Source organism: Streptomyces sp. NPDC060064 (assembly GCF_042736455.1).
Lineage (GTDB): Bacteria > Actinomycetota > Actinomycetes > Streptomycetales > Streptomycetaceae > Streptomyces.
In genome coordinates this window covers 34191-51873 of record NZ_JBHWWF010000019.1, presented here as the reverse complement: position 1 = coordinate 51873, position 17683 = coordinate 34191, and the positions used below count along the sequence as shown (strand labels likewise).

Here is a 17683-nt window from a genome sequence, read left to right as displayed (position 1 = left end):
TGATCCTCTGTGCTGAGCAGAGTCCGGGCGGTGTCCGGCCGACGACATCTGACGCACTCAGTCGTCGGCCGTACAACGCAGTTACATCTGCTGGGTTGCTCGTCGCAGCGCCGCGCCGAGCACCGCGGGCGCCTCGGCCAGTGAGGGCCCGTACCAGGTCAGATGGCGGCCGCTGACAAGCCCGGCGGGCAGCCCGGGAAAGGCCTCGGGTCCGTCGTCGGCCGCGAAGCGGTACGGCTCGTCGGGCAGGACCACCAGCTGGGCGCCGCGGTCCCGCAGTTCCTCCAACGGGATACGCGGATAGCGCTCGGCGTGCCCCGCGTACACGTTCCTGACGCCGAGCCGGGCCAGCAGATCACCGGCGAAGGTGTCGCGGCCGAGCACCATCCACGGTCGCCGCCAGATCGGCACGAACGCCCGCCACTCCCCCAACGACGCGACCGCGGCCCACGCCGCCTCCGCCTCGTCGAGCCAGCGCGGCCGCGCCACCCCGCACCCGGCCACCAGCACCCGCTGCAGCTCGCGGAACGCCTGCTCCAGATCGCGTACCTCGGTGACGAGGACCTCGAGGCCCGCCGCCCGCAGTGCGGCCAGATCGGGCTCCCGGTTCTCCTCCTCGTTCGCGATCACGAGATCCGGGCGGAGCCGGACCACGGCCGCCGTATCCGGGTTCTTGGTGCCCCCGATCCGTACGACATCGAGGTCCGCGGGATGGCTGCACCAGTCCGTGGCCCCGACCAGCAGCCCGGGTGCGCTGAGGGCCACGGCCTCGGTCAGCGAGGGCACCAGCGAGACGACACGCACCGGGGCCGCCCTCAGCGCCGCTGGTCCGCGGACGCGTCGATGTGGTCGGAGACGGTGACGACCAGGATCCGGGTGTCGGGCGTGGTGGCGCGCCAGCGGTGCCGGACGCCGCCGGAGAGGAAGAGGGTGTCGCCGCGCGCGAGCCGGTAGGCGCGTCCTTCCGCCTCGACCTCCGCCGTACCTTCGGCGACGTACATCAGCTCGTCGTTGCGGTGCTGGAACTCGCGTCCCGCATCCTGCTCACCGGTGAATTCGAGGGCTTGCAGCTGATGCTGTCCGCGCACGAGGCGGCGGGTCGTGGCGTCGGGCGGGGGCCCGGTGTCGTCCGGGGCGCGTACGACATTGATGGTGCGGGCGGCGTCGGATGCGGCGATCAACCGGCCGGCCGTGGTCTCCAGCGCGTCGGCGACTCGCTGGAGCGAACGCATGCTGGGGCGGGCCCGCTCGTTCTCGATCTGGCTGAGGAAGGGCACGGAGAGACCGCTGCGCTCCGCCACGGCGGCCAGCGTGAGGTCAAGGGCCCGGCGGCGCCTGCGGACGGCCGCGCCCACCCGAAGGGGTTCAGTCTCCTTCGGGTCCTTCGCGTCCTTCGCGTCCATCGCGTCCATCGCGTCCATCGCGTCCATCAGCCGGGCTCCCCTCCCTGGTCCTGTCTCACCTTACGCAGCTTCCGACCGCCGGTGCTCAGGGAGCGGGCCGGTACCGCGGCCGACCCGGCCCGGAAAGCCCGAAGGGGTGGGCCCCGCCGACAGCGGGGCCCACCCCTTCGTACAACGCTCAACCGCTACTGCGGAGCCATCGTGTTCGCGGCCTTGCCCGACTTGGCGACCGGCGTCCACTTCTCGGCGAGGTCCGGGTTCTCCTTGAGCCAGGCGCGTACCGCGTCCTGCTCCTTGCCCTTGCCCGTCGTCTGGATCTTGGCTTCAAGGTCCGTGAGCTGCTTCTCGGTCATCTTGAAGTTCTTTAGCCACTTGCCGACCTGCGGGTTGTCGGCGGCGAAGCCCTTGCGGGCCAGGGTGTGCACACCGTCGCCCTTGCCCCAGGAGCCCTTGGGGTCCTTGAGCTTCTTCAGGTCGTAGCTGCTGTACGCCCAGTGCGGCGACCACAGCGTGGTGACGATGGGTTCCTTCTTGTCGTACGCGCGCTTCAGCTCGGCGAGCATGCCGGGCGTCGAGCCGTCGACGACCTTGTACTCGCCCTCCAGGCCGTAGTCCTTCAGGACCTTGTCCTTGAGGATGCCCATCATTCCGGCGCTCGGCTCGATGCCGACGATCCGGCCCTTGAACTGACTCGACTTGCCCTTGAGGTCCTCGAGGGAGTCGATGCCCTTCATGTACGAGGGGACGGAGAGCTCCAGCGAGGTGGGGCCGTACCAGGGGCCCAGGTCCTCGAGCTTGTTCTGGTACTTCTTCCAGTACTGGGCGTGGGTGACCGGGAGCCAGGAGTCGGTCTGGAAGTCGACCTGGCCGCCGGCCAGACCGGTGTAGAGCGCGCCGGCCTCCAGCTGCTTGGTCTCGACCTCGAAGCCGCGCTTCTCCAGCATCTCCTTCCAGAGGAAGGTGGAGGCGATGCCCTCGTCCCACGGGATGTATCCGATGGAGACCTTCTTGCCCTGGCCGACGGTGCCGGCGGCCGAGGCGTCGGCGGACTTGCCTCCGCCGAACATGCCCATGCCGCCCGCGACGAGCGCGAGGACGACGACGCCCGCGACGGCGACGGCCGGCTGCGGACGGTAGTTCCAGATCTTCACCCCGCCGGTCAGCGACTTCGCCTTGGCGAGGGCGCGACGGCCGAGCGGTGAGACCTGACGGCCCAGCGCGCCGGTCATCCGGTCGAGGTACATCGCCAGAATGACGATGGAGATGCCCGCTTCGAAGCCGAGGCCGATGTCCACATTGCCGATGGCGCGGTAGACCGCGCCGCCGAGACCGCCGCCGCCGACCATGCCGGCGATGACGACCATGGACAGACCCAGCATGATCACCTGGTTGATTCCGGCCATGATCGTGGGCAGGGCGAGCGGGAGCTGGACGCGGAGCAGGGTGTTGCGCGGCGTGGTGCCGAAGGCCTCGGCGGCCTCGACGAGCTCCTTGTCGACCTGCCGGATGCCGAGCTCGGTCATCCGTACACCGGGCGGCAGGGCGAAGACGATGGTGGCGATGATGCCGGGGACCACGCCGACGCCGAAGAAGATGATGCCGGGGATCAGATAGACCATCGCCGGCATGGTCTGCATGAAGTCCAGGACCGGCCGGGTCACGGCACTGACGGTCTTGGAGCGCGAGGCCCAGATACCGAGCGGTACGGCGATCACCAGGGTGACGATCGTGGCGACGAGCACCAGGGAGAGGGTCGACATCGCGTCGTCCCACAGCTCGATGGAGTCGATCAGCGCGAAGCCGGCGAAGGCCAGCACGCCGCCGAGCAGCCCGCGCAGCCACCAGGCGACGACCGCGAGGATGCCCGCGAAGAGCAGCGGCTGGGGCGCGGAGAGCGCCGCGTCGATGCCGTCGTACATACCGGTGACGACCGAGGTGATGGCGTCGAAGAGCCAGGAGAGATGGGACTGGAGCCAGTTGACACCGGCGTCGACCCAGTCGCCGAGATGGAGCCTAGGCACTGGCCACCTCCTTGGTCACGCCCTGCTGCGGGACCGCAGCCTGCCGCGATCCCGCGTCCTGCGGCGGAATCGCTGCCGGGGTCATCGGCTCGCCGAGGACCGCGAGCAGCCGGGCGCGCGGTACGACGCCGATCAGCTCCCCCTCGTCGTCGATGACGGCTACGGCGACGCCGCTGGTGGAGCAGGCGGTGAACAGCTCGATGATCGGCGTGTCGGCGGAGACGGTGGCGGGCGCCGCGGCGAGCACGTCCTTGGCGTTGCGCAGTTCCTTGCCGCTGTCCGTCTTCCTGCCGAACGACGTCTGCGGATCGGCCATGATCGCGCCGGCGGTCAGCACCCGCGAGCGGTCGACGTCCTGGGTGAAGGAGGCGACATAGTCGTTGGCCGGGGTGACCAGGATGTCCTCGGCTGTGCCGAGCTGGACGATCCTGCCGTCCCGCATCACCGCGATCCGGTCGCCGAGGCGCATGGCCTCGTTGAGGTCGTGGGTGATGAAGACGATGGTCTTCTTGAGCCGTTTCTGCAGCTCGAGCAGCTGGTCCTGCATATCGCGGCGGATCAGCGGGTCGAGGGCGCTGAAGGACTCGTCCATCAGCAGCAGATCGGCGTCGGTGGCGAGCGCGCGGGCCAGGCCGACGCGCTGCTGCATACCGCCGGAGAGCTCGTCGGGCCAGGAGTTCTCCCAGCCGGCGAGGCCGGCCAGCTCCAGGGCCTCGGCGGCGCGCTTGTCGCGCTCGGCGCGCGGAACACCCTGCACCTCGAGGCCGTAGCCGGCGTTCTCCAGCACGCTGCGGTGCGGGAAGAGCGCGAAGTGCTGGAACACCATGCTGATCTTGGTCGAGCGTACGGAGCGCAGCTCGCGGGGGCTCAGGGCGGTCAGGTCCTGACCGTCGAAGAGCACGCGTCCGGCGGTGGGCTCGAGCAGTCCGTTCAGCATGCGCAGCAGCGTGGACTTACCGGACCCGGACAGACCCATGACGACGAATATCTGCCCCGGCTCGACGGCGAACGATGCGTCGATCACCGCTGCGGTCGTTCCGTCGGCGCGCAGCTCGTCGCGGTCACTGCCGCTCTCGAGCTTGCGCACCGCTTCATCGGGTCGTCTGCCGAACACTTTGTACAAGTGCTCGGCTTGCAGCCTGGACACATACACCTCACGCGTTGAACCGAAAACGGCTCGCCAACCCCCGCAGGCGAGCCGTGGAGCAGGACGGGTTCCGCCCGCTTGCCCGTGGCATGTGCCGGCCGTCTTGATCCAAAGCCGTGCCGCGGGGTCCGCTCCGGGTCCCCGCCTGCCCTCGCCCTTTCGGGCCAAACCCGACAGTGACCCACCTCACGAGGGCGGTGCGAGGGGGCCGCTGTGGGTGGAGAGCGGGTGGCTGTCGGTGGGGTGCGGCATCATCAGGGTTGTGACGCGACGCCTGATGCTCCTCGACACCGCTTCCCTGTACTTCCGGGCCTATTTCGGGGTCCCCGACTCGGTACGGGCCCCCGACGGCACTCCGGTCAACGCCGTGCGCGGACTGCTCGACTTCATCGCCCGGCTGGTCCAGGACCACCGCCCCGACGACCTCGTGGCCTGCTGGGACAACGACTGGCGGCCGCACTGGCGGGTCGAGCTGATCCCTTCGTACAAGGCACACCGCGTCGCCGTCGAGACGGAGACGGGGCCGGACGAGGAAGAGACCCCGGACACCCTCTCGCCCCAGGTTCCGGTGATCGTGGATGTGCTCGACGCCCTCGGCATCGCCCGTGTCGGCGTGGACGGGTACGAGGCGGACGACATCATCGGCACGCTCACAGGGCGCGCCACCGGGCCCGTCGACATCGTCACCGGCGACCGCGACCTCTTCCAGCTGGTCGACGACGCCCGCGGCCGGCGCGTGCTGTATCCGCTGAAGGGCGTCGGGACACTGCAGGTCACGGACGAGGCGTGGCTGCGCGAGAAGTACGGCGTCGACGGACCGGGCTATGTCGATCTGGCGCTGCTGCGCGGCGACCCCAGCGACGGGCTGCCGGGTGTGCCCGGGATCGGTGAGAAGACCGCGGCCAAGCTGCTGGACTCGTTCGGCGACCTGGCCGGGATCATGGCCGCCGTCGACGATCCGCTCGCCAAGCTGACACCGTCGCAGCGCAAGCGGCTCGACGAGGCGCGGGACTATGTCGCGGTCGCGCCCAAGGTCGTACGGGTGGCTTCGGACGTATCGCTGCCCGACTTCGACCCCGCGCTGCCCTCCGAGCCGCGGGATCCGGCGTCGCTCGACGAGCTCGCGGCCCAGTGGGGCCTCGGTGGCGCGCTCAAGCGTCTGCTGTCCACACTCCAGGGCTGAGGTGTTAGCTTAGGCAAGCCTAAGCACTGCACGAGTTCAGGGGAGACCGCCGTGGCAGAACGACCGACCCGCAAGGCAAGGAAGGCCCACGAGGCGCAGGTGATGCGCGTGGAGCGGATCACGCCTCACATGGTGCGCGTCGTGCTGGGCGGTGAGGGCCTTGCCGGGTTCGCCATCGACGAGTTCACCGACCACTACATCAAGCTGCTGTTCGCGCCCGATGGAGTGACATATCCGGAGCCGTTCGACATCGACCGGATCCGCGAGGAGTTCCCGCGCGAGCAGTGGCCGGCCAACCGCACATACACGGTACGGAGCTGGGATCCGTCGCAGCGTGAGCTGACGGTCGATTTCGTGGTTCACGGCGACGAAGGCCTGGCCGGGCCGTGGGCGGCCCGGGCGCGGGTGGGCGAGACGGTGCGCTTCCTGGGGCCCGGCGGCGGCTATGCCCCGGCTGCGACGGCGGACTGGCATCTGCTGGTGGGCGACGAGAGCGCACTGCCGGCGATCGCCGCGTCACTGGAGGCGATGCCGGCGGGCGCTCGTGTCCACGCCTTCGTCGAGGTCGACGGCCCCGAGGACGAGCAGAAGGTCGACACGCCCGAGGGAGTCGAGATCAACTGGCTGCACCGCGGGGCCCGGCCGGCCGGTGAGGCACTGGTCGCGGCGGTCACCGCGCTGGAGTTCCCGGCCGGCGACGTCTGCGCGTTCGTGCACGGCGAGGCGGCGTTCGTACGGGAGCTGCGGCGCCACCTGCGGCTGGACCGGCAGATTCCGCGCGAGCATCTGTCGATCTCGGGGTACTGGCGACTGGGCCAGGACGACGAGGCGTGGCGCGCGGTGAAGCGCGAATGGAACGATCAGGTGGAACGGGAACAGGAACAGGAGAAGGCGGCCTGACGCAGGCGTCTCCTGACCCTCGGCTGCGGTTGCGGCCGGGGGCGTTTTCGTTCCTGGGGCAGGGGGCTCGGCCCGGACCTGTCCGGCGCGCGGCCGAGCGATGCCGTTCTCTGCGTGGAGCCGTCGGCCGTTCTCTACGCAGCGGGCAGAGCCGTCGGACGTTCTCTACGTGACGGGCAAAGTCGGCCGCGCGAAAGGGGGAACGGCATCGGACACCGACCCCTCGCCCCCTCAGCCCGACCCCCTCGCCCCCTCAGCCCGACCCCCTCGTCCCTCAATTCGGCCCCCTCGTCCCTTCAGTCCGGCGGCCTGTCGTCCCCGTACCGGCGTGCCGAGACGTCCACGTGGGCAAGTCGGCGCAGTGCGACCAGCACCGCGTCACCCAGCACCGTGCCGATCACCACGCTCTCCACCAGGTCGTCAAGGCCCGCCCGGCGTCCGACATACGCGATGTCCGCACGCGCCACCTGTTCCGCGGCGGACGCGTAGTCGTCCAGCACTTCGATGAAGGCTCCGTGCCCCACGCGGTCCATCGCGGCCAGCGCGGCCGCGAGCGCCTCGGCGGCCGGGGTGTCGTCGTCCACCCGCCAGCCACGCCGTGCGATCAGTTCCCGGACCTCCTCGCGCGCCCCTTCGAGCTCCGCGTCCGGCTCACCTTCGGCGTACCGCGGGACGATGGGGTCCGTGGCCGCGCCCAGCACCTTGTGCACGGACTGGCCGGGGTCGTCGACCGCCGCGAGGACCTCCGCGATCGCCGCCACCTTCAGCCCGCCCACATCGAGCAGCGCGCGGATCAGCCGCAGCCTGCGCTCGTGCGCGTCGTCGTAGCTCGCCTGGTTCGGGCTCGTCAGCTGCCCGGCGGGAAGCAGGCCTTCACGGACGTAGTACTTGATCGTCGGCACCGGGACCCCGGTTCTGCGACTCAACTCTCCGATGCGCACCGCGTGTTCACCTCTCCGCTCTTGCCAGCCACAGCCTCATCATAGATAGTTCCACTATCGGATAGCAGATAGTTCCGCTATCTATTCGAGGAATCCGACGGAGGGGATACCTATGTCTTCATGGCGTTCTTGGCACCGGCCGCTCATGGTCTTCGCCGCCTCGATGGCGGTCGTATTCGTCGTGTCCGGCGTGGGCATGGTCGTCGACGACCGGGTTCTGGTGGGCTCGCCGATCTGGTTCAAGCCCCTCAAGTTCTCGGCCTCACTGATGATCTACGCGCTGACGCTGGCCTGGATGCTCTCGCTGGCCGGCCGCGGCCGCCGGGTGGGCTGGTGGGCCGGCACCGTCGTCGCGCTGACCGGCGCGATCGAGATGGTGATCATCACCGGGCAGGTGATCCGCGGCAAGCGCAGTCACTTCAACTTCGAAACCGCCTTCGACGGGATGCTGTTCAACATCATGGGGGCGACCATCGTCACCCTCTGGATCAGCTCTCTGATCATCGTCATCCTGTTGTTCCGCTCGCCGATGGCCGACCGCGCCGCCGCCTGGGCGATGCGGCTCGGCGCGGCCATCGCACTGGTGGGCGCCGCCCTCGGAAACCTGATGACACGGGCGACTCCGGAGCAGGAGGCGGCCGGTGGCCGCAGCGTCTCCCAGGTGGTCGGCGCCCACAGCGTCGGCGTACCCGAAGGCGGTCCCGCCATGCCGCTCACCGGCTGGTCGACCACCGGCGGCGATCTCCGCATCCCGCACTTCGTCGGTATGCACGCCCTTCAACTGATCCCGCTCTTCCTGCTCGCGCTCATCGTCCTGGCTCCGCGCTTCCCCCGGCTGCGGGACGAGCGCGTACGGCTGCGGCTCGTGCTGGTCGCCTCGGGCACGTACGCCGCCGTGCTCGCCCTCGTTACCTGGCAGGCGCTGCGCGGCCAGCCGCTGATCCACCCGGACGGTGCGACGCTCGGCGCCGCGGCCCTGATCCTCGTCGCCGCCGCAGCCGGAGCGCTCGTATCGCTCCTGAGCACAACTCCCGCACCAACTCCCGCACAGGGCACCGCAGATGACACCGAGAAGGAGCTTGTGGCATGACCGGAGCGCTCTTTGAAATCACCTTCTGGCTGGCAGCCCCGTTCTGGCTGCTGATGATCTTCGCGCCCGCCTGGCCGCCGACCGCGCGGCTGGCCGCGTCGCCCTGGACCATCTCGGGTGTCCTCGTCATCTATGTCGTCATGGCGGTACCGGTCTTCCCGGAGCTCTGGACCGCGGTGAGCAGCCCGGACATCGACACCTTCCGCGAGCTGACGGTACGGGCCAACGGCGCCGGCGCCCTCTGGGCACAGGTCATCGCCTGGGATCTGCTCATCGGCCAGTGGATGTTCCTCGAGGCGCGGCGGCTGGGTATCCATCCCCTGGTGATGGGCCCGTTGCTGGTGCTGACCATCCTCCTGTCGCCGTTCGCCCTGCCCGTCTTCCTGGTGCTGCGCGCGGTGAAGGCCCGGTCCGCGACCGGAGCCACGGACCGGGCCGTACACCCGCTCTCGTACTAGAAAGCTCAACGGACTTCCGGTCAGGAAGCGGTTCGGCGTGCCGCACCCGAACCATCCGCCTGGAATCAGCTGCGAACCCTGTACCAATCCACCTGGCCATCGGCTCCGAATGCCTGATGAAATCTGTCCGTCCACTCATCCACACCGTGGAGGAAAGTGCGCGTGAAAGAAGCCGTACACATCGGCGGCCCGACCTCGGCGGGTCCCGATCTGCAGCAACTGCTCGGCCTGGTGGCCAGAGGCGACCAGGAGGCCTTCTCCCGGGTCTACGACAGTGTCTGCGGACCTGTCCTCGGGCTGGTGCGCGCCGTGCTGCGCGACCCCGCCCAGTCGGAGGAGGTGACCCAGGAGGTGCTGATCGAGGTCTGGCGTACGGCAGCCCGCTTCCAGCCGTCCCGCGGATCGGCGATGACCTGGATTCTCACGCTCGCGCACCGGCGAGCCGTGGACCGGGTCCGGTCGGCACAGTCCGCGAGCGACCGCGAGCGGCGAGCGGCGCTGCTCGAACGGACGCCGGCCTATGACGACGTCACCGAGCAGGTCGAGGCCCGCCTCGAACGTGAGCAGGTACGGCGGTGTCTGCGCAGCCTGACCGAGCTGCAGCGGCAGTCGGTGACGCTCGCGTACTACCGGGGGCTGGCCTACCGGGAAGTGGCCGAACTGCTCTCCGTGCCGCTCGGCACGGTCAAGACACGACTGCGCGACGGGCTCATCCGGCTGCGCGACTGCCTGGGGGTGAGCGCATGACCATCGCTGATCTGCACACGCTGACCGGCGCCTATGTGCTGCACGCGCTGGCGCCCGACGAGCGTGCCGAGTTCGAGCGGCATCTGGAGGTGTGTCCGGCCTGCGCGCAGGAAGTACGAGAACTGGCCGCCACCGTCGGAAAGTTGGGGCTCGCTGTGGCCGTGACGCCGCCGCCCGCGCTCAAGCAGCGGGTGATGCGGCAGGTCTCCGCGGAGCGCCAGGTTCCGCCGCGGATCTCACGCCGGGCACGCCCCGGCGGCAACCGCGGCCGGGCTCTGTCGCGCTTCGCGCTCGCGGCCTGCCTCGCCGCTGCCGCCGCCTTCGGCGGGGTGGCCGTCTGGCAGCACCAGGAGGCGCAGGACGCACGCGACCTGGCGCAGCGCTCTCAGCAGCAGGCCGAGGAGCTGGCCTCGGTGCTCGCCGCCCCGGACGCGAGGGTCAGCGCCGTGAAGCTCAAGGACGGGGCGACCGGCACAGTGGTCGTCTCACGCGACAGGAACAAGGCGGCCTTCCTCGCCTCCGACCTGCCGAAGCCGCCGCAGGGCAAGGTCTACCAACTCTGGTTCAGCGACAGCGGAAAGATGCGTTCGGCGGGGCTGATGGACCCCGCGACCACCACCAACGCCGTCCTGATGGACGGACCGGTGAACACCGCCTCGGGCATGGGCATCACCGTCGAACCGGCGGGCGGCTCCCCCCAGCCGACCTCCGCCCCCCTTGCCCTGACGAGCTTCCCCGCCTGAGGAAGGACGGCGCATGAGTGTTGCGGTCATGCTCTTCACCTCCGATCTACGGCTGCACGACCAGCCGGCGCTGCGTGCGGCACTGCGCGGCGCCGACGAGGTCGTACCGCTGTTCGTGCTGGATCCGGGCATCCGGAAAGCGGGCTTCGACGCACCCAACCGCCGCGCCTTCCTCGCCGACTGCCTGGCCTCGCTCGATGCCGGGCTGCACGAACGCGGCGGTCGGCTGGTGATCCGTACCGGCCATGTCGCCGAGCAGGTCTGCCGGGTCGTCGCCGAGACCGGGGCCCGCGCTGTGCATGTCGCCGCCGGAGTCAGCGCCTACGCCGTACGCAGGGAGGAGCAGCTGCGCAGTGCGCTGGCGGCGGTGCGCTGTGCCCTGCACGTCCATGACGCGGTGGTCACCGCGCTGCCACCGGGGCGGGTCACACCTGCCGACCGCGACCATTTCGCGGTGTTCTCGGCGTACTTCCGCAGGTGGGAGGCGGCCGGGCTGCGCGAGACCATGGCGGCGCCGCGGTCGGTGCCGGTCCCCGAGCTCGCCGGCCATCCGCTGCCGCGCCGCACCGCGGTGACCGGCGTGTCACCCGGCCTCGCCAAGGGCGGCGAGCCGGCGGGCCGACGGCGGCTGACCGCCTGGCTCGCCGACACGGACGCGGGCATCGCGGCGTACGCGGCGCGGCACGACGATCTGCCGGGCGATGCCACCTCCCGGCTCTCACCGCATCTGCACTTCGGCACGCTCTCCGCCACCGAACTCGTCCACCGGGCACGGCGCAAGGGCGGTCCTGGCGCGGACGCCTTCGTACGGCAGCTCGCCTGGCGGGACTTCCACCACCAGGTCCTGGCGGCCCGGCCCGGGGCGGCCCACGCCGACTACCGTGCGCGCGGCGACCACTGGCGCAGTGACGAGAAGGCGATCGCCGCCTGGAAGGCGGGCCGCACCGGCTGCCCGATCGTGGACGCGGCGATGCGTCAGCTGCTGCACGAGGGCTGGATGCACAACCGCGGGCGGCTGCTGGCGGCGAGCTACTTCACCAAGACTCTGTACATGGACTGGCGCATCGGCGCCCGCCACTTCCTGGATCTGCTGGTGGACGGGGACATCGCCAACAACCAGCTCAACTGGCAGTGGGTGGCGGGCACCGGGACCGACACCCGCCCCAACCGTGTCCTCAATCCGCTCGCTCAGGCGAGGCGCTTCGACCCGCAGGGCGACTACGTACGCCGCTGGGTTCCTGAGCTCGCACAGCTGGCCGGGCCCGCCGTGCACCAGCCGTGGAATCTCGACGGGCTGGACCGGGCCCGGCTCGACTATCCCGATCCGCTGGTGGAACCGGCGGAAGGGCGGGCGCGGTTCGAGCGGGCCCGCGGCCTGCACTGATCGGAGATCCCCCGGGTCCCGGGCACCCGGGGCAGGGCGGTCCTCACACCGCCCCCTCCTTCGTCAGCAGCAGTTGCTGCACATCCAGCCGTCCGGAGCGGAAGCCCGCTTCGGAGGAGGCGAGATAGAAGGTCCACATCCGGCGGAAGGTCTCGTCGAAACCGAGGGCGCCGACCGCTGCGGCTCGGTGGGCGAAGCGCTCGCGCCACAGCCGCAGCGTCTCGGCGTAGTGCGGGCCGAAGCCGTACCGCTCGGCCACCCGCAGTCCGGTGCAGCCGGTGACGACCTGCTCGATCGCCTCGGTCGAGGGCAACAGCCCGCCCGGGAAGATGTACTTCTGGATCCAGGTGCAGTTGGTTCGGGAGGCCGGAAGCCTCTCCTTCGGCGTGGTGATCGACTGAAGCGCGATCCGCCCGCCCGGCGCGAGCAGCCGGTCCAGCATCCTGAAGTACTCCGGCCAGAGCTCCTCGCCGACGGCCTCGATCGTCTCCACGCTGACGATCGCGTCGTAGCGGCCGAGCACCTTGCGGTAGTCGCGCAGCAGGACGGTCACCCGGTCCGCCAGCCCCGCCTCGTGGACGCGTCGCCGCGCAAGCGCATGCTGCTCACTCGAGAGGGTCACGGTCAGCACGCGGGCGCCGCGCTGTGCCGCCCGGATCGCCAACTCACCCCAGCCTGTGCCGATTTCGAGCAGCTGAGTGCCGGATCCGACCTGCGCCAGGTCGAGCAGCCGGTCGATCTTGCGGTGCTGGGCGGCGGGCAGCAGATTCTGTTCGGCGGGGAAACCGCGGAAGAGGGCGGAGGAGTACGACAGGGTCTCGTCGAGGAAGAGCGCGAAGAGCTCGTTCGACAGGTCGCAGTGGTGGCCGATGCCGGCGCGGGGGCCGTCGGACGTGTTGCGGTGCCCGGCCTGCCGCGTGGGCGCCCAGGCTCCGCGCAGCCGGCGGAGCGGCTCGGGGGCGAGGGTCGCGGGGTGCTCGGCGAGTACGGCCAGTACGCCCACGAGGTCACGGGCCTCCCATTCGCCCGCCATGTACGACTCGCCGAAGCCGATGAGTCCGCTCGCGCCGATACGGCGGAAGAATGCCTGCGGATTGTGCACCTCCATGAGGGGCCCGCCCCGGCCGATCGGCTCGCCGCCCGCGAGGCGGACCCGTAGTGGCAGCCTGCCGAGCGCGCGCAGGACGAGCCGTTCGGCGGCGGCGGTCCGCAGCCGGGAGGTCCGGGGCAGCCGGGCCACGTCGGGCCAGCTCCGCGCGTCGACGGAAGCGGCTCTCGATGGTGCCGAGGACACGGTCACGCTCACTTCACACCCTCCTGGGGGCACATGGCGGGAACGAGGTTGTACGGGCGGTCCGCGCAGATGGAGGCGGATGCCGTGGAACCGGATACCGGCGGATACGGCCGGGGTGGAGAGGGGTTGCGCAGGGCCGCACGGAGCAGGGGGGTCTGCGTATGCCTGCAGAGCCGGTCGTCCGCCTCGTACAGCGACACCTGGTGCGAGCGCCGCAGCACGTACGCGGCGCTCAGCCCTGCGACTCCACCGCCGAGAGCGGCCGTACGCCGCCGCTTCGCTGTCATTCCCGCTCCCTCCCGGCCGGCTCCGGCACCGCCGTCCACCGTTCATTCGGCGCGGTGGGGGCGTTGGATTGGTCGACGGGGAGATCTTTCGGCGGACGGCGCACAAGGAGTACGGGCGTGAGGAGTTGGGCCCCGCGCGGACATGGACGTGTGACACCGGTGAAACAGCCTGTCCCTAATTTCTGTCACCCGACCGGAATCAACAACCGGAATCAGCGACAGGGGCTGCCATGACCGTCACCGCACCCACCGACGTACGACCCGATCCCCCGGAGAACGACCGCGGCGGCGACACGGCCGCGCTGGCCGGCTTCGGCTACCGGCAGGAGCTGCACCGCAGCATGGGGCGGTACGCCTCCTTCGCCGCCGGGTTCTCCTTCATCTCCGTCCTCACCACGGTCTTCCAGTTCTTCGCGTTCGGCTTCTCCTTCGGTGGCGCGGCCTTCTTCTGGACCTGGCCCGCCGTGCTGGCCGGGCAGTTGCTGGTCGCGGCCTGCTTCGCCGAACTCGCCGCCCGCTACCCGCTGTCGGGCGCGATCTATCAGTGGTCGACGCGGCTCAGCACACCGTCCTTCGGCTGGTTCGCGGGCTGGATCATGGTGATCGGCCAGATCGTGGTGGTCGCCGCGGCAGCCCTGGCACTCCAGGTCGTACTCCCCGCGATCTGGTCGGGCTTCCAGCTGTTCGGCGGCGACCCGTCGCCCGTAACGCCGTCGGGCGCCGCGAACGCCGCGCTGCTCGCGGTCGTACTCCTCGCCCTGACCACCGCCGTCAACCTCCTCGACAACCGCGTCATGTCCGCCGTCAACCGCATCGGTGTGACCGCGGAGATCATCGGCGCGGTGCTGATCGTGGTGCTGCTCCTGACCCACTCCGAGCGTGGCGCGGGCGTCACCCTGCACACCGGCGGCCAGGGCGGAGCGATCGGCGCGCTGCTCGTCGGCTCCTTCACGGCGGCGTACGTCCTCATCGGTTTCGACAGCGCCGGCGAACTCAGCGAGGAGACCCGCAGCCCTCGCCGTACCGCCCCGCGCACGATCCTTCTCGCGCTGGTCTCGGCCGGTGTACTCGGCGCACTGCTGCTGCTCGGCGGGCTGCTGGCCGCGCCGAGTCTGACCGACGGGCGGCTCGCGACCGAGGGTCTGTCGTACGTCCTCACGAGCAGCCTCGGCGACGGTGTCGGCAAGGCGCTGCTCATCGATGTGGTGATCGCCATCGCGGTGGCCACGCTGGCCATCCAGACGGCGGGCGCCCGGATGCTCTTCTCGATGGCGCGCGACGGCGTGCTGCCCTTCTCTGCCCGCCTCGCGAAAGTCTCCCCGCGCACCGGAATGCCGGCCGGCCCCGCGCTGGCCGTCGGCGCGGCGGCCGCGGCGCTGGGCCTGCTCAACCTCGCCTCGCCGGAGGCCTTCCTCGCCATCGGCACGACCTGCATCGCCATGCTGTATCTGGCCTACGCGATGGTGACGGGCCCGATGCTGGTACGCAGACTGCGCGGCGAATGGGCCCGCGGCCCCGGCGCCGACGAGGTGGACGAGTCGGGCCGCCCCCTGTTCTCGCTCGGCCGCTGGGGCCTGCCGGTCAACATCGTGGCACTGGCGTACGGCCTGTTCATGACGGTGAACCTGGCCTGGCCGCGGGCGGCGGTGTACGACCCGTCGGGCGGGCACTGGTACTTCCAGTGGTTCACGGTGCTGTTCCTGCTGGGCACGCTGGGACTCGGAGCGATTGCGCGCGCGTGGCGGGCGCGCCGGTCGAAGTCGGCTCCGAAGGCCGGGCCGGCGCCGGAGGCCGGTGCCGCTGGAGGGCTGCCGGAGGCTGCGGTGTAGCCGGCGCCGTGGTCGCGCGGTGCCGCCCCGTCGCGCGCCTCAGGCTTTGCCGGCCCTGGCCCTCCTGCGCGGGAAATCGGCGTCGTCCTCGGCCGGCGGAAGCGGCCGGTGCCCTTCCGTGTGGTCGTTGACCCAGCCGCACACTCCGCATGCGTAGCGCCCGTCGAGACCGGATACGCGGGTACCGCACTGCCTGCACTCGGTCTCGGTGATCTCCGGGGCGATGAGGGCCTCGGGATCGGGTAGCGGCTCGAAGTCCGGCAGCCAGTTGTTCATCACCGCAGGCTACCCTCGGCGCCGCGCGGGGGCGGATGCGGCGTGCTGCTCGCCGCTGAGCCTCTCTACGCTGGCGGAATGAACCGCGTGGACCGCGTCAACCGCATGGACCGAGTGATCGGCACAGTCGTAGGCTCGGCGGTCGGCGACGCGCTGGGTGCGCCCTTCGAGTTCCGTGAGCCGGGCGTCTACACCACGCAATTCCCGGACGGCGTGGGCGAGATGTGCGGGGGCGGTGGCTGGGACCCCGGCGAAGCGACGGACGACACACAGATGGCGGTGCTGGTCGGCGCATCACTGCTGGAACGGAACGGACTGGATCTGCCGGACATCTTCGGCCGGTTCCAGCGCTGGGCGGCGGACGATCCCAAAGACATCGGCCTCCAGACCGAGGACGTGCTGACGAACGGCTCGCCGTGGGACCTCGCGGCACCGCTGCACTTCCAGATCACGGGCCGGGCGGCCGGGAACGGCTCCGTGATGAGGGCCTCGACTTCGGCGGTGTACTTCGCGGGCGCGGGACGCGAGGCCACGATGGCGGCCGCCCGCCGGATCGCGGCGCTGACCCACGGTGACCGCGCGGCGTGGGAGGGCACGGCGATCCTCCACGAACTGGTCCGCGCGGCCCTGGACGGAGCGGATCCGCTCACCGCCGTGCCGCCGACGCTGCAGCTGGTCGACGCGGACCACCGCGCCGGATGGGCGAAGGTACTCGCAGCTCACTGGCACCCGGACGAGGCGACGGAGTTCAACGGCGCGGTATGGCCGTGCCTGGGCTCGGCGCTCTGGGCACTGCGTACAACGGCGTCGTACGAGGAGTCCGTGGCGGCGGCGATCGACCTGGGCGGCGACACGGACACGGTGGCGGCGGTGACGGGCATGCTGGCGGGGGCGGTGTACGGGATCGGGGCCATCCCGACGAGATGGCTGGAGCCGCTGCACGTACCGCTGCCGGGGTACGGGGGCCGGGTGCTGCGACTGGCTGAACTGACGTGGCTGGCCGAGGCGTTGGAGTCGTGACGGCCGCCAGAGGGCCGGGCCTGTGCGGGGCGGCCGATGGGTCTCCGACGGCGCGAGGCCGCCGCTCGGCGGCGGTGTGGCGTGTCAGCCCCTGTGCAGCCCGCCCGCCAGGGGCCCGGGGGGCAGTCTTCGGTTTCGGGAAGGGGCGGGGTGAGGAAAACCGCGCCCTACCTCACGCCCCGGCGATCCGCAGCGCCGCATCCGCCGTCGCCCGCGCGAACACCCCCACCGCCCGCTCCGGATCCGACCTGTGCACCAGGATCACGCCCTCGATCAGCCCGAACACCAGGTCCGTACGGAGCTGGAGCTCGCCCTTGTCCAGCTCGGCCCCCGCCGCCGTCGCCCCCAGCAGCTGCCCGTACGCGTCCTTCAAATCCGCCCGCACCCGGTGGAAGCCGGCGAAGCGTTCGCCCCGCACCTCCGGCAGCAGATACAGCGCGCCCAGGTTGTGCGGCCCGCCGCACAGCAGCTCCACGTCCGAGCGGCACAGCTCCCACAGGCGCGTCTGAGCCGGGCGCGTATCGTCCGCGAGCAGGTCGCGCGCCAGGGTCAGGGAGGGCGTGACCGTCGACTCGAGGAGCTCCGCGAGCAGGTCCTCCTTGCCCCCGAAGTAGTGGTACATCGTCGCCTGGCGCATCCCCGCGCTCTCCGCGACCACCCGCGTCGTGGTCGCCGCGTAGCCGTGCGTCGTGAACAACTCGGCCGCCGCGGCCAGCAGTTCGTCGCGCGCGGACAGCCCGCTGTCCGGCCGCTGCTCCGCGCGCGGCCGCCCGACCCGTCGTCCTGTGGTGGTGCCCATGCAGCCGATCGTCGCACACCCTCGGAGCGCCAACCGCACACCCCTTCGAGCAAGGTCCCGGTGAGCGTTCCGTAACTGACCGGCAACGGACGGGCAACGGCCCAGACTCCCCCTCCGCCTAATTTCTGTCGCGCGACAGAAATGACTGCCGAGCCGGAGGA

18 protein-coding genes are annotated in these 17683 nt (G+C 70.7%); 9 read left to right on the top strand and 9 right to left on the bottom strand.

Going from position 1 to position 17683, the window contains the following annotated elements; translation table 11 throughout:
* Positions 1-81 precede the first annotated feature (81 nt).
* The 4 genes from ACFWDI_RS22635 to ACFWDI_RS22620 all read right to left on the bottom strand — a co-directional run bounded on the left by ACFWDI_RS22635 (position 82) and on the right by ACFWDI_RS22620 (position 4571).
* Complete coding sequence (locus tag ACFWDI_RS22635; protein WP_385306343.1) at positions 82-804, bottom strand: helical backbone metal receptor; 723 nt, start codon at positions 802-804, stop codon at positions 82-84.
* An 11-nt stretch (positions 805-815) separates the two neighbouring features.
* Complete coding sequence (locus ACFWDI_RS22630) at positions 816-1403, bottom strand: helix-turn-helix domain-containing protein (protein WP_385306477.1); 588 nt, start codon at positions 1401-1403, stop codon at positions 816-818.
* 185 nt (positions 1404-1588) lie between these two features.
* Entirely contained in the window at positions 1589-3424 is a 1836-nt protein-coding gene (locus ACFWDI_RS22625) for an ABC transporter permease/substrate binding protein (protein ID WP_385306341.1), read from the bottom strand.
* Positions 3417-4571 carry a glycine betaine/L-proline ABC transporter ATP-binding protein gene (locus ACFWDI_RS22620; RefSeq protein WP_385306339.1) on the bottom strand — a complete coding sequence of 385 codons (1155 nt, stop codon included), beginning with the start codon at positions 4569-4571 and terminating at the stop codon, positions 3417-3419. Before ACFWDI_RS22620 ends, ACFWDI_RS22625 begins: the two co-directional genes overlap by 8 nt.
* Positions 4572-4848: 277 nt before the next feature.
* Here ACFWDI_RS22620 and ACFWDI_RS22615 point away from each other — a divergent pair, with 277 nt between their 5' ends.
* On the top strand, positions 4849-5754 hold the full coding sequence (locus ACFWDI_RS22615) for a 5'-3' exonuclease H3TH domain-containing protein (RefSeq protein WP_385306475.1): 906 nt from the start codon (positions 4849-4851) through the stop codon (positions 5752-5754).
* Between the two features lie 51 nt (positions 5755-5805).
* The gene (locus tag ACFWDI_RS22610) at positions 5806-6654 is read left to right on the top strand and encodes a siderophore-interacting protein (protein ID WP_385306338.1); all 849 of its coding nucleotides are present in this window, start codon (positions 5806-5808) and stop codon (positions 6652-6654) included.
* A 296-nt stretch (positions 6655-6950) separates the two neighbouring features.
* Here ACFWDI_RS22610 and ACFWDI_RS22605 read toward each other — a convergent pair whose 3' ends face one another.
* Positions 6951-7595, bottom strand: a complete 645-nt coding sequence (locus ACFWDI_RS22605; RefSeq protein WP_385306336.1) for a MerR family transcriptional regulator — start codon at positions 7593-7595, stop codon at positions 6951-6953.
* 112 nt (positions 7596-7707) lie between these two features.
* Here ACFWDI_RS22605 and ACFWDI_RS22600 point away from each other — a divergent pair, with 112 nt between their 5' ends.
* The 5 genes from ACFWDI_RS22600 to ACFWDI_RS22580 all read left to right on the top strand — a co-directional run bounded on the left by ACFWDI_RS22600 (position 7708) and on the right by ACFWDI_RS22580 (position 12017).
* On the top strand, positions 7708-8685 hold the full coding sequence (locus tag ACFWDI_RS22600; RefSeq protein ID WP_385306334.1) for a hypothetical protein: 978 nt from the start codon (positions 7708-7710) through the stop codon (positions 8683-8685).
* On the top strand, positions 8682-9143 hold the full coding sequence (locus tag ACFWDI_RS22595) for an ABA4-like family protein (protein ID WP_385306332.1): 462 nt from the start codon (positions 8682-8684) through the stop codon (positions 9141-9143). Before ACFWDI_RS22600 ends, ACFWDI_RS22595 begins: the two co-directional genes overlap by 4 nt.
* A 162-nt stretch (positions 9144-9305) precedes the next feature.
* Entirely contained in the window at positions 9306-9890 is a 585-nt protein-coding gene (locus ACFWDI_RS22590) for a sigma-70 family RNA polymerase sigma factor (RefSeq protein ID WP_327322410.1), read from the top strand.
* The gene (locus ACFWDI_RS22585; protein WP_385306331.1) at positions 9887-10633 is read left to right on the top strand and encodes an anti-sigma factor domain-containing protein; all 747 of its coding nucleotides are present in this window, start codon (positions 9887-9889) and stop codon (positions 10631-10633) included. Before ACFWDI_RS22590 ends, ACFWDI_RS22585 begins: the two co-directional genes overlap by 4 nt.
* Positions 10634-10646: 13 nt before the next feature.
* Positions 10647-12017 (top strand): cryptochrome/photolyase family protein, encoded by a 1371-nt coding sequence (locus ACFWDI_RS22580; RefSeq protein ID WP_385306329.1) that lies wholly within the window; start codon positions 10647-10649, stop codon positions 12015-12017.
* Between the two features lie 43 nt (positions 12018-12060).
* Here the strand turns inward: ACFWDI_RS22580 and ACFWDI_RS22575 are convergent, their stop codons facing one another.
* Positions 12061-13323: a class I SAM-dependent methyltransferase gene (locus ACFWDI_RS22575; protein WP_385306327.1), complete on the bottom strand. Its 1263-nt coding sequence runs from the start codon at positions 13321-13323 to the stop codon at positions 12061-12063.
* Positions 13320-13598, bottom strand: a complete 279-nt coding sequence (locus tag ACFWDI_RS22570) for an NAD(P)-binding protein (protein ID WP_385306325.1) — start codon at positions 13596-13598, stop codon at positions 13320-13322. Before ACFWDI_RS22570 ends, ACFWDI_RS22575 begins: the two co-directional genes overlap by 4 nt.
* A 230-nt stretch (positions 13599-13828) precedes the next feature.
* Between ACFWDI_RS22570 and ACFWDI_RS22565 the strand changes: the two genes are divergently transcribed.
* A complete protein-coding gene (locus ACFWDI_RS22565; protein WP_385306324.1) occupies positions 13829-15427 on the top strand; it encodes an amino acid permease in 1599 nt (532 codons plus the stop codon).
* Between the two features lie 39 nt (positions 15428-15466).
* On the opposite strand, the gene ACFWDI_RS22560 is transcribed toward ACFWDI_RS22565, so the two are convergent.
* Positions 15467-15703 carry a hypothetical protein gene (locus tag ACFWDI_RS22560; RefSeq protein ID WP_385306322.1) on the bottom strand — a complete coding sequence of 79 codons (237 nt, stop codon included), beginning with the start codon at positions 15701-15703 and terminating at the stop codon, positions 15467-15469.
* A gap of 78 nt (positions 15704-15781) precedes the next feature.
* Between ACFWDI_RS22560 and ACFWDI_RS22555 the strand changes: the two genes are divergently transcribed.
* Complete coding sequence (locus tag ACFWDI_RS22555; protein WP_385306320.1) at positions 15782-16723, top strand: ADP-ribosylglycohydrolase family protein; 942 nt, start codon at positions 15782-15784, stop codon at positions 16721-16723.
* 172 nt (positions 16724-16895) lie between these two features.
* Here ACFWDI_RS22555 and ACFWDI_RS22550 read toward each other — a convergent pair whose 3' ends face one another.
* Positions 16896-17522: a TetR/AcrR family transcriptional regulator gene (locus ACFWDI_RS22550; RefSeq protein ID WP_385306318.1), complete on the bottom strand. Its 627-nt coding sequence runs from the start codon at positions 17520-17522 to the stop codon at positions 16896-16898.
* Positions 17523-17683: the final 161 nt, after the last annotated feature.

Coding starts and splice junctions, on each gene's coding strand:
- ACFWDI_RS22630 (WP_385306477.1), bottom strand. CDS start 1,403: ATGGACGCGAAGGACGCGAAGGACCCGAAGGAGACTGAACCCCTTCGG.
- ACFWDI_RS22615 (WP_385306475.1), top strand. CDS start 4,849: ATGCTCCTCGACACCGCTTCCCTGTACTTCCGGGCCTATTTCGGGGTC.
- ACFWDI_RS22600 (WP_385306334.1), top strand. CDS start 7,708: ATGTCTTCATGGCGTTCTTGGCACCGGCCGCTCATGGTCTTCGCCGCC.
- ACFWDI_RS22595 (WP_385306332.1), top strand. CDS start 8,682: ATGACCGGAGCGCTCTTTGAAATCACCTTCTGGCTGGCAGCCCCGTTC.
- ACFWDI_RS22585 (WP_385306331.1), top strand. CDS start 9,887: ATGACCATCGCTGATCTGCACACGCTGACCGGCGCCTATGTGCTGCAC.
- ACFWDI_RS22580 (WP_385306329.1), top strand. CDS start 10,647: ATGAGTGTTGCGGTCATGCTCTTCACCTCCGATCTACGGCTGCACGAC.
- ACFWDI_RS22570 (WP_385306325.1), bottom strand. CDS start 13,598: ATGACAGCGAAGCGGCGGCGTACGGCCGCTCTCGGCGGTGGAGTCGCA.
- ACFWDI_RS22565 (WP_385306324.1), top strand. CDS start 13,829: ATGACCGTCACCGCACCCACCGACGTACGACCCGATCCCCCGGAGAAC.
- ACFWDI_RS22560 (WP_385306322.1), bottom strand. CDS start 15,703: ATGAACAACTGGCTGCCGGACTTCGAGCCGCTACCCGATCCCGAGGCC.
- ACFWDI_RS22555 (WP_385306320.1), top strand. CDS start 15,782: ATGAACCGCGTGGACCGCGTCAACCGCATGGACCGAGTGATCGGCACA.
- ACFWDI_RS22550 (WP_385306318.1), bottom strand. CDS start 17,522: ATGGGCACCACCACAGGACGACGGGTCGGGCGGCCGCGCGCGGAGCAG.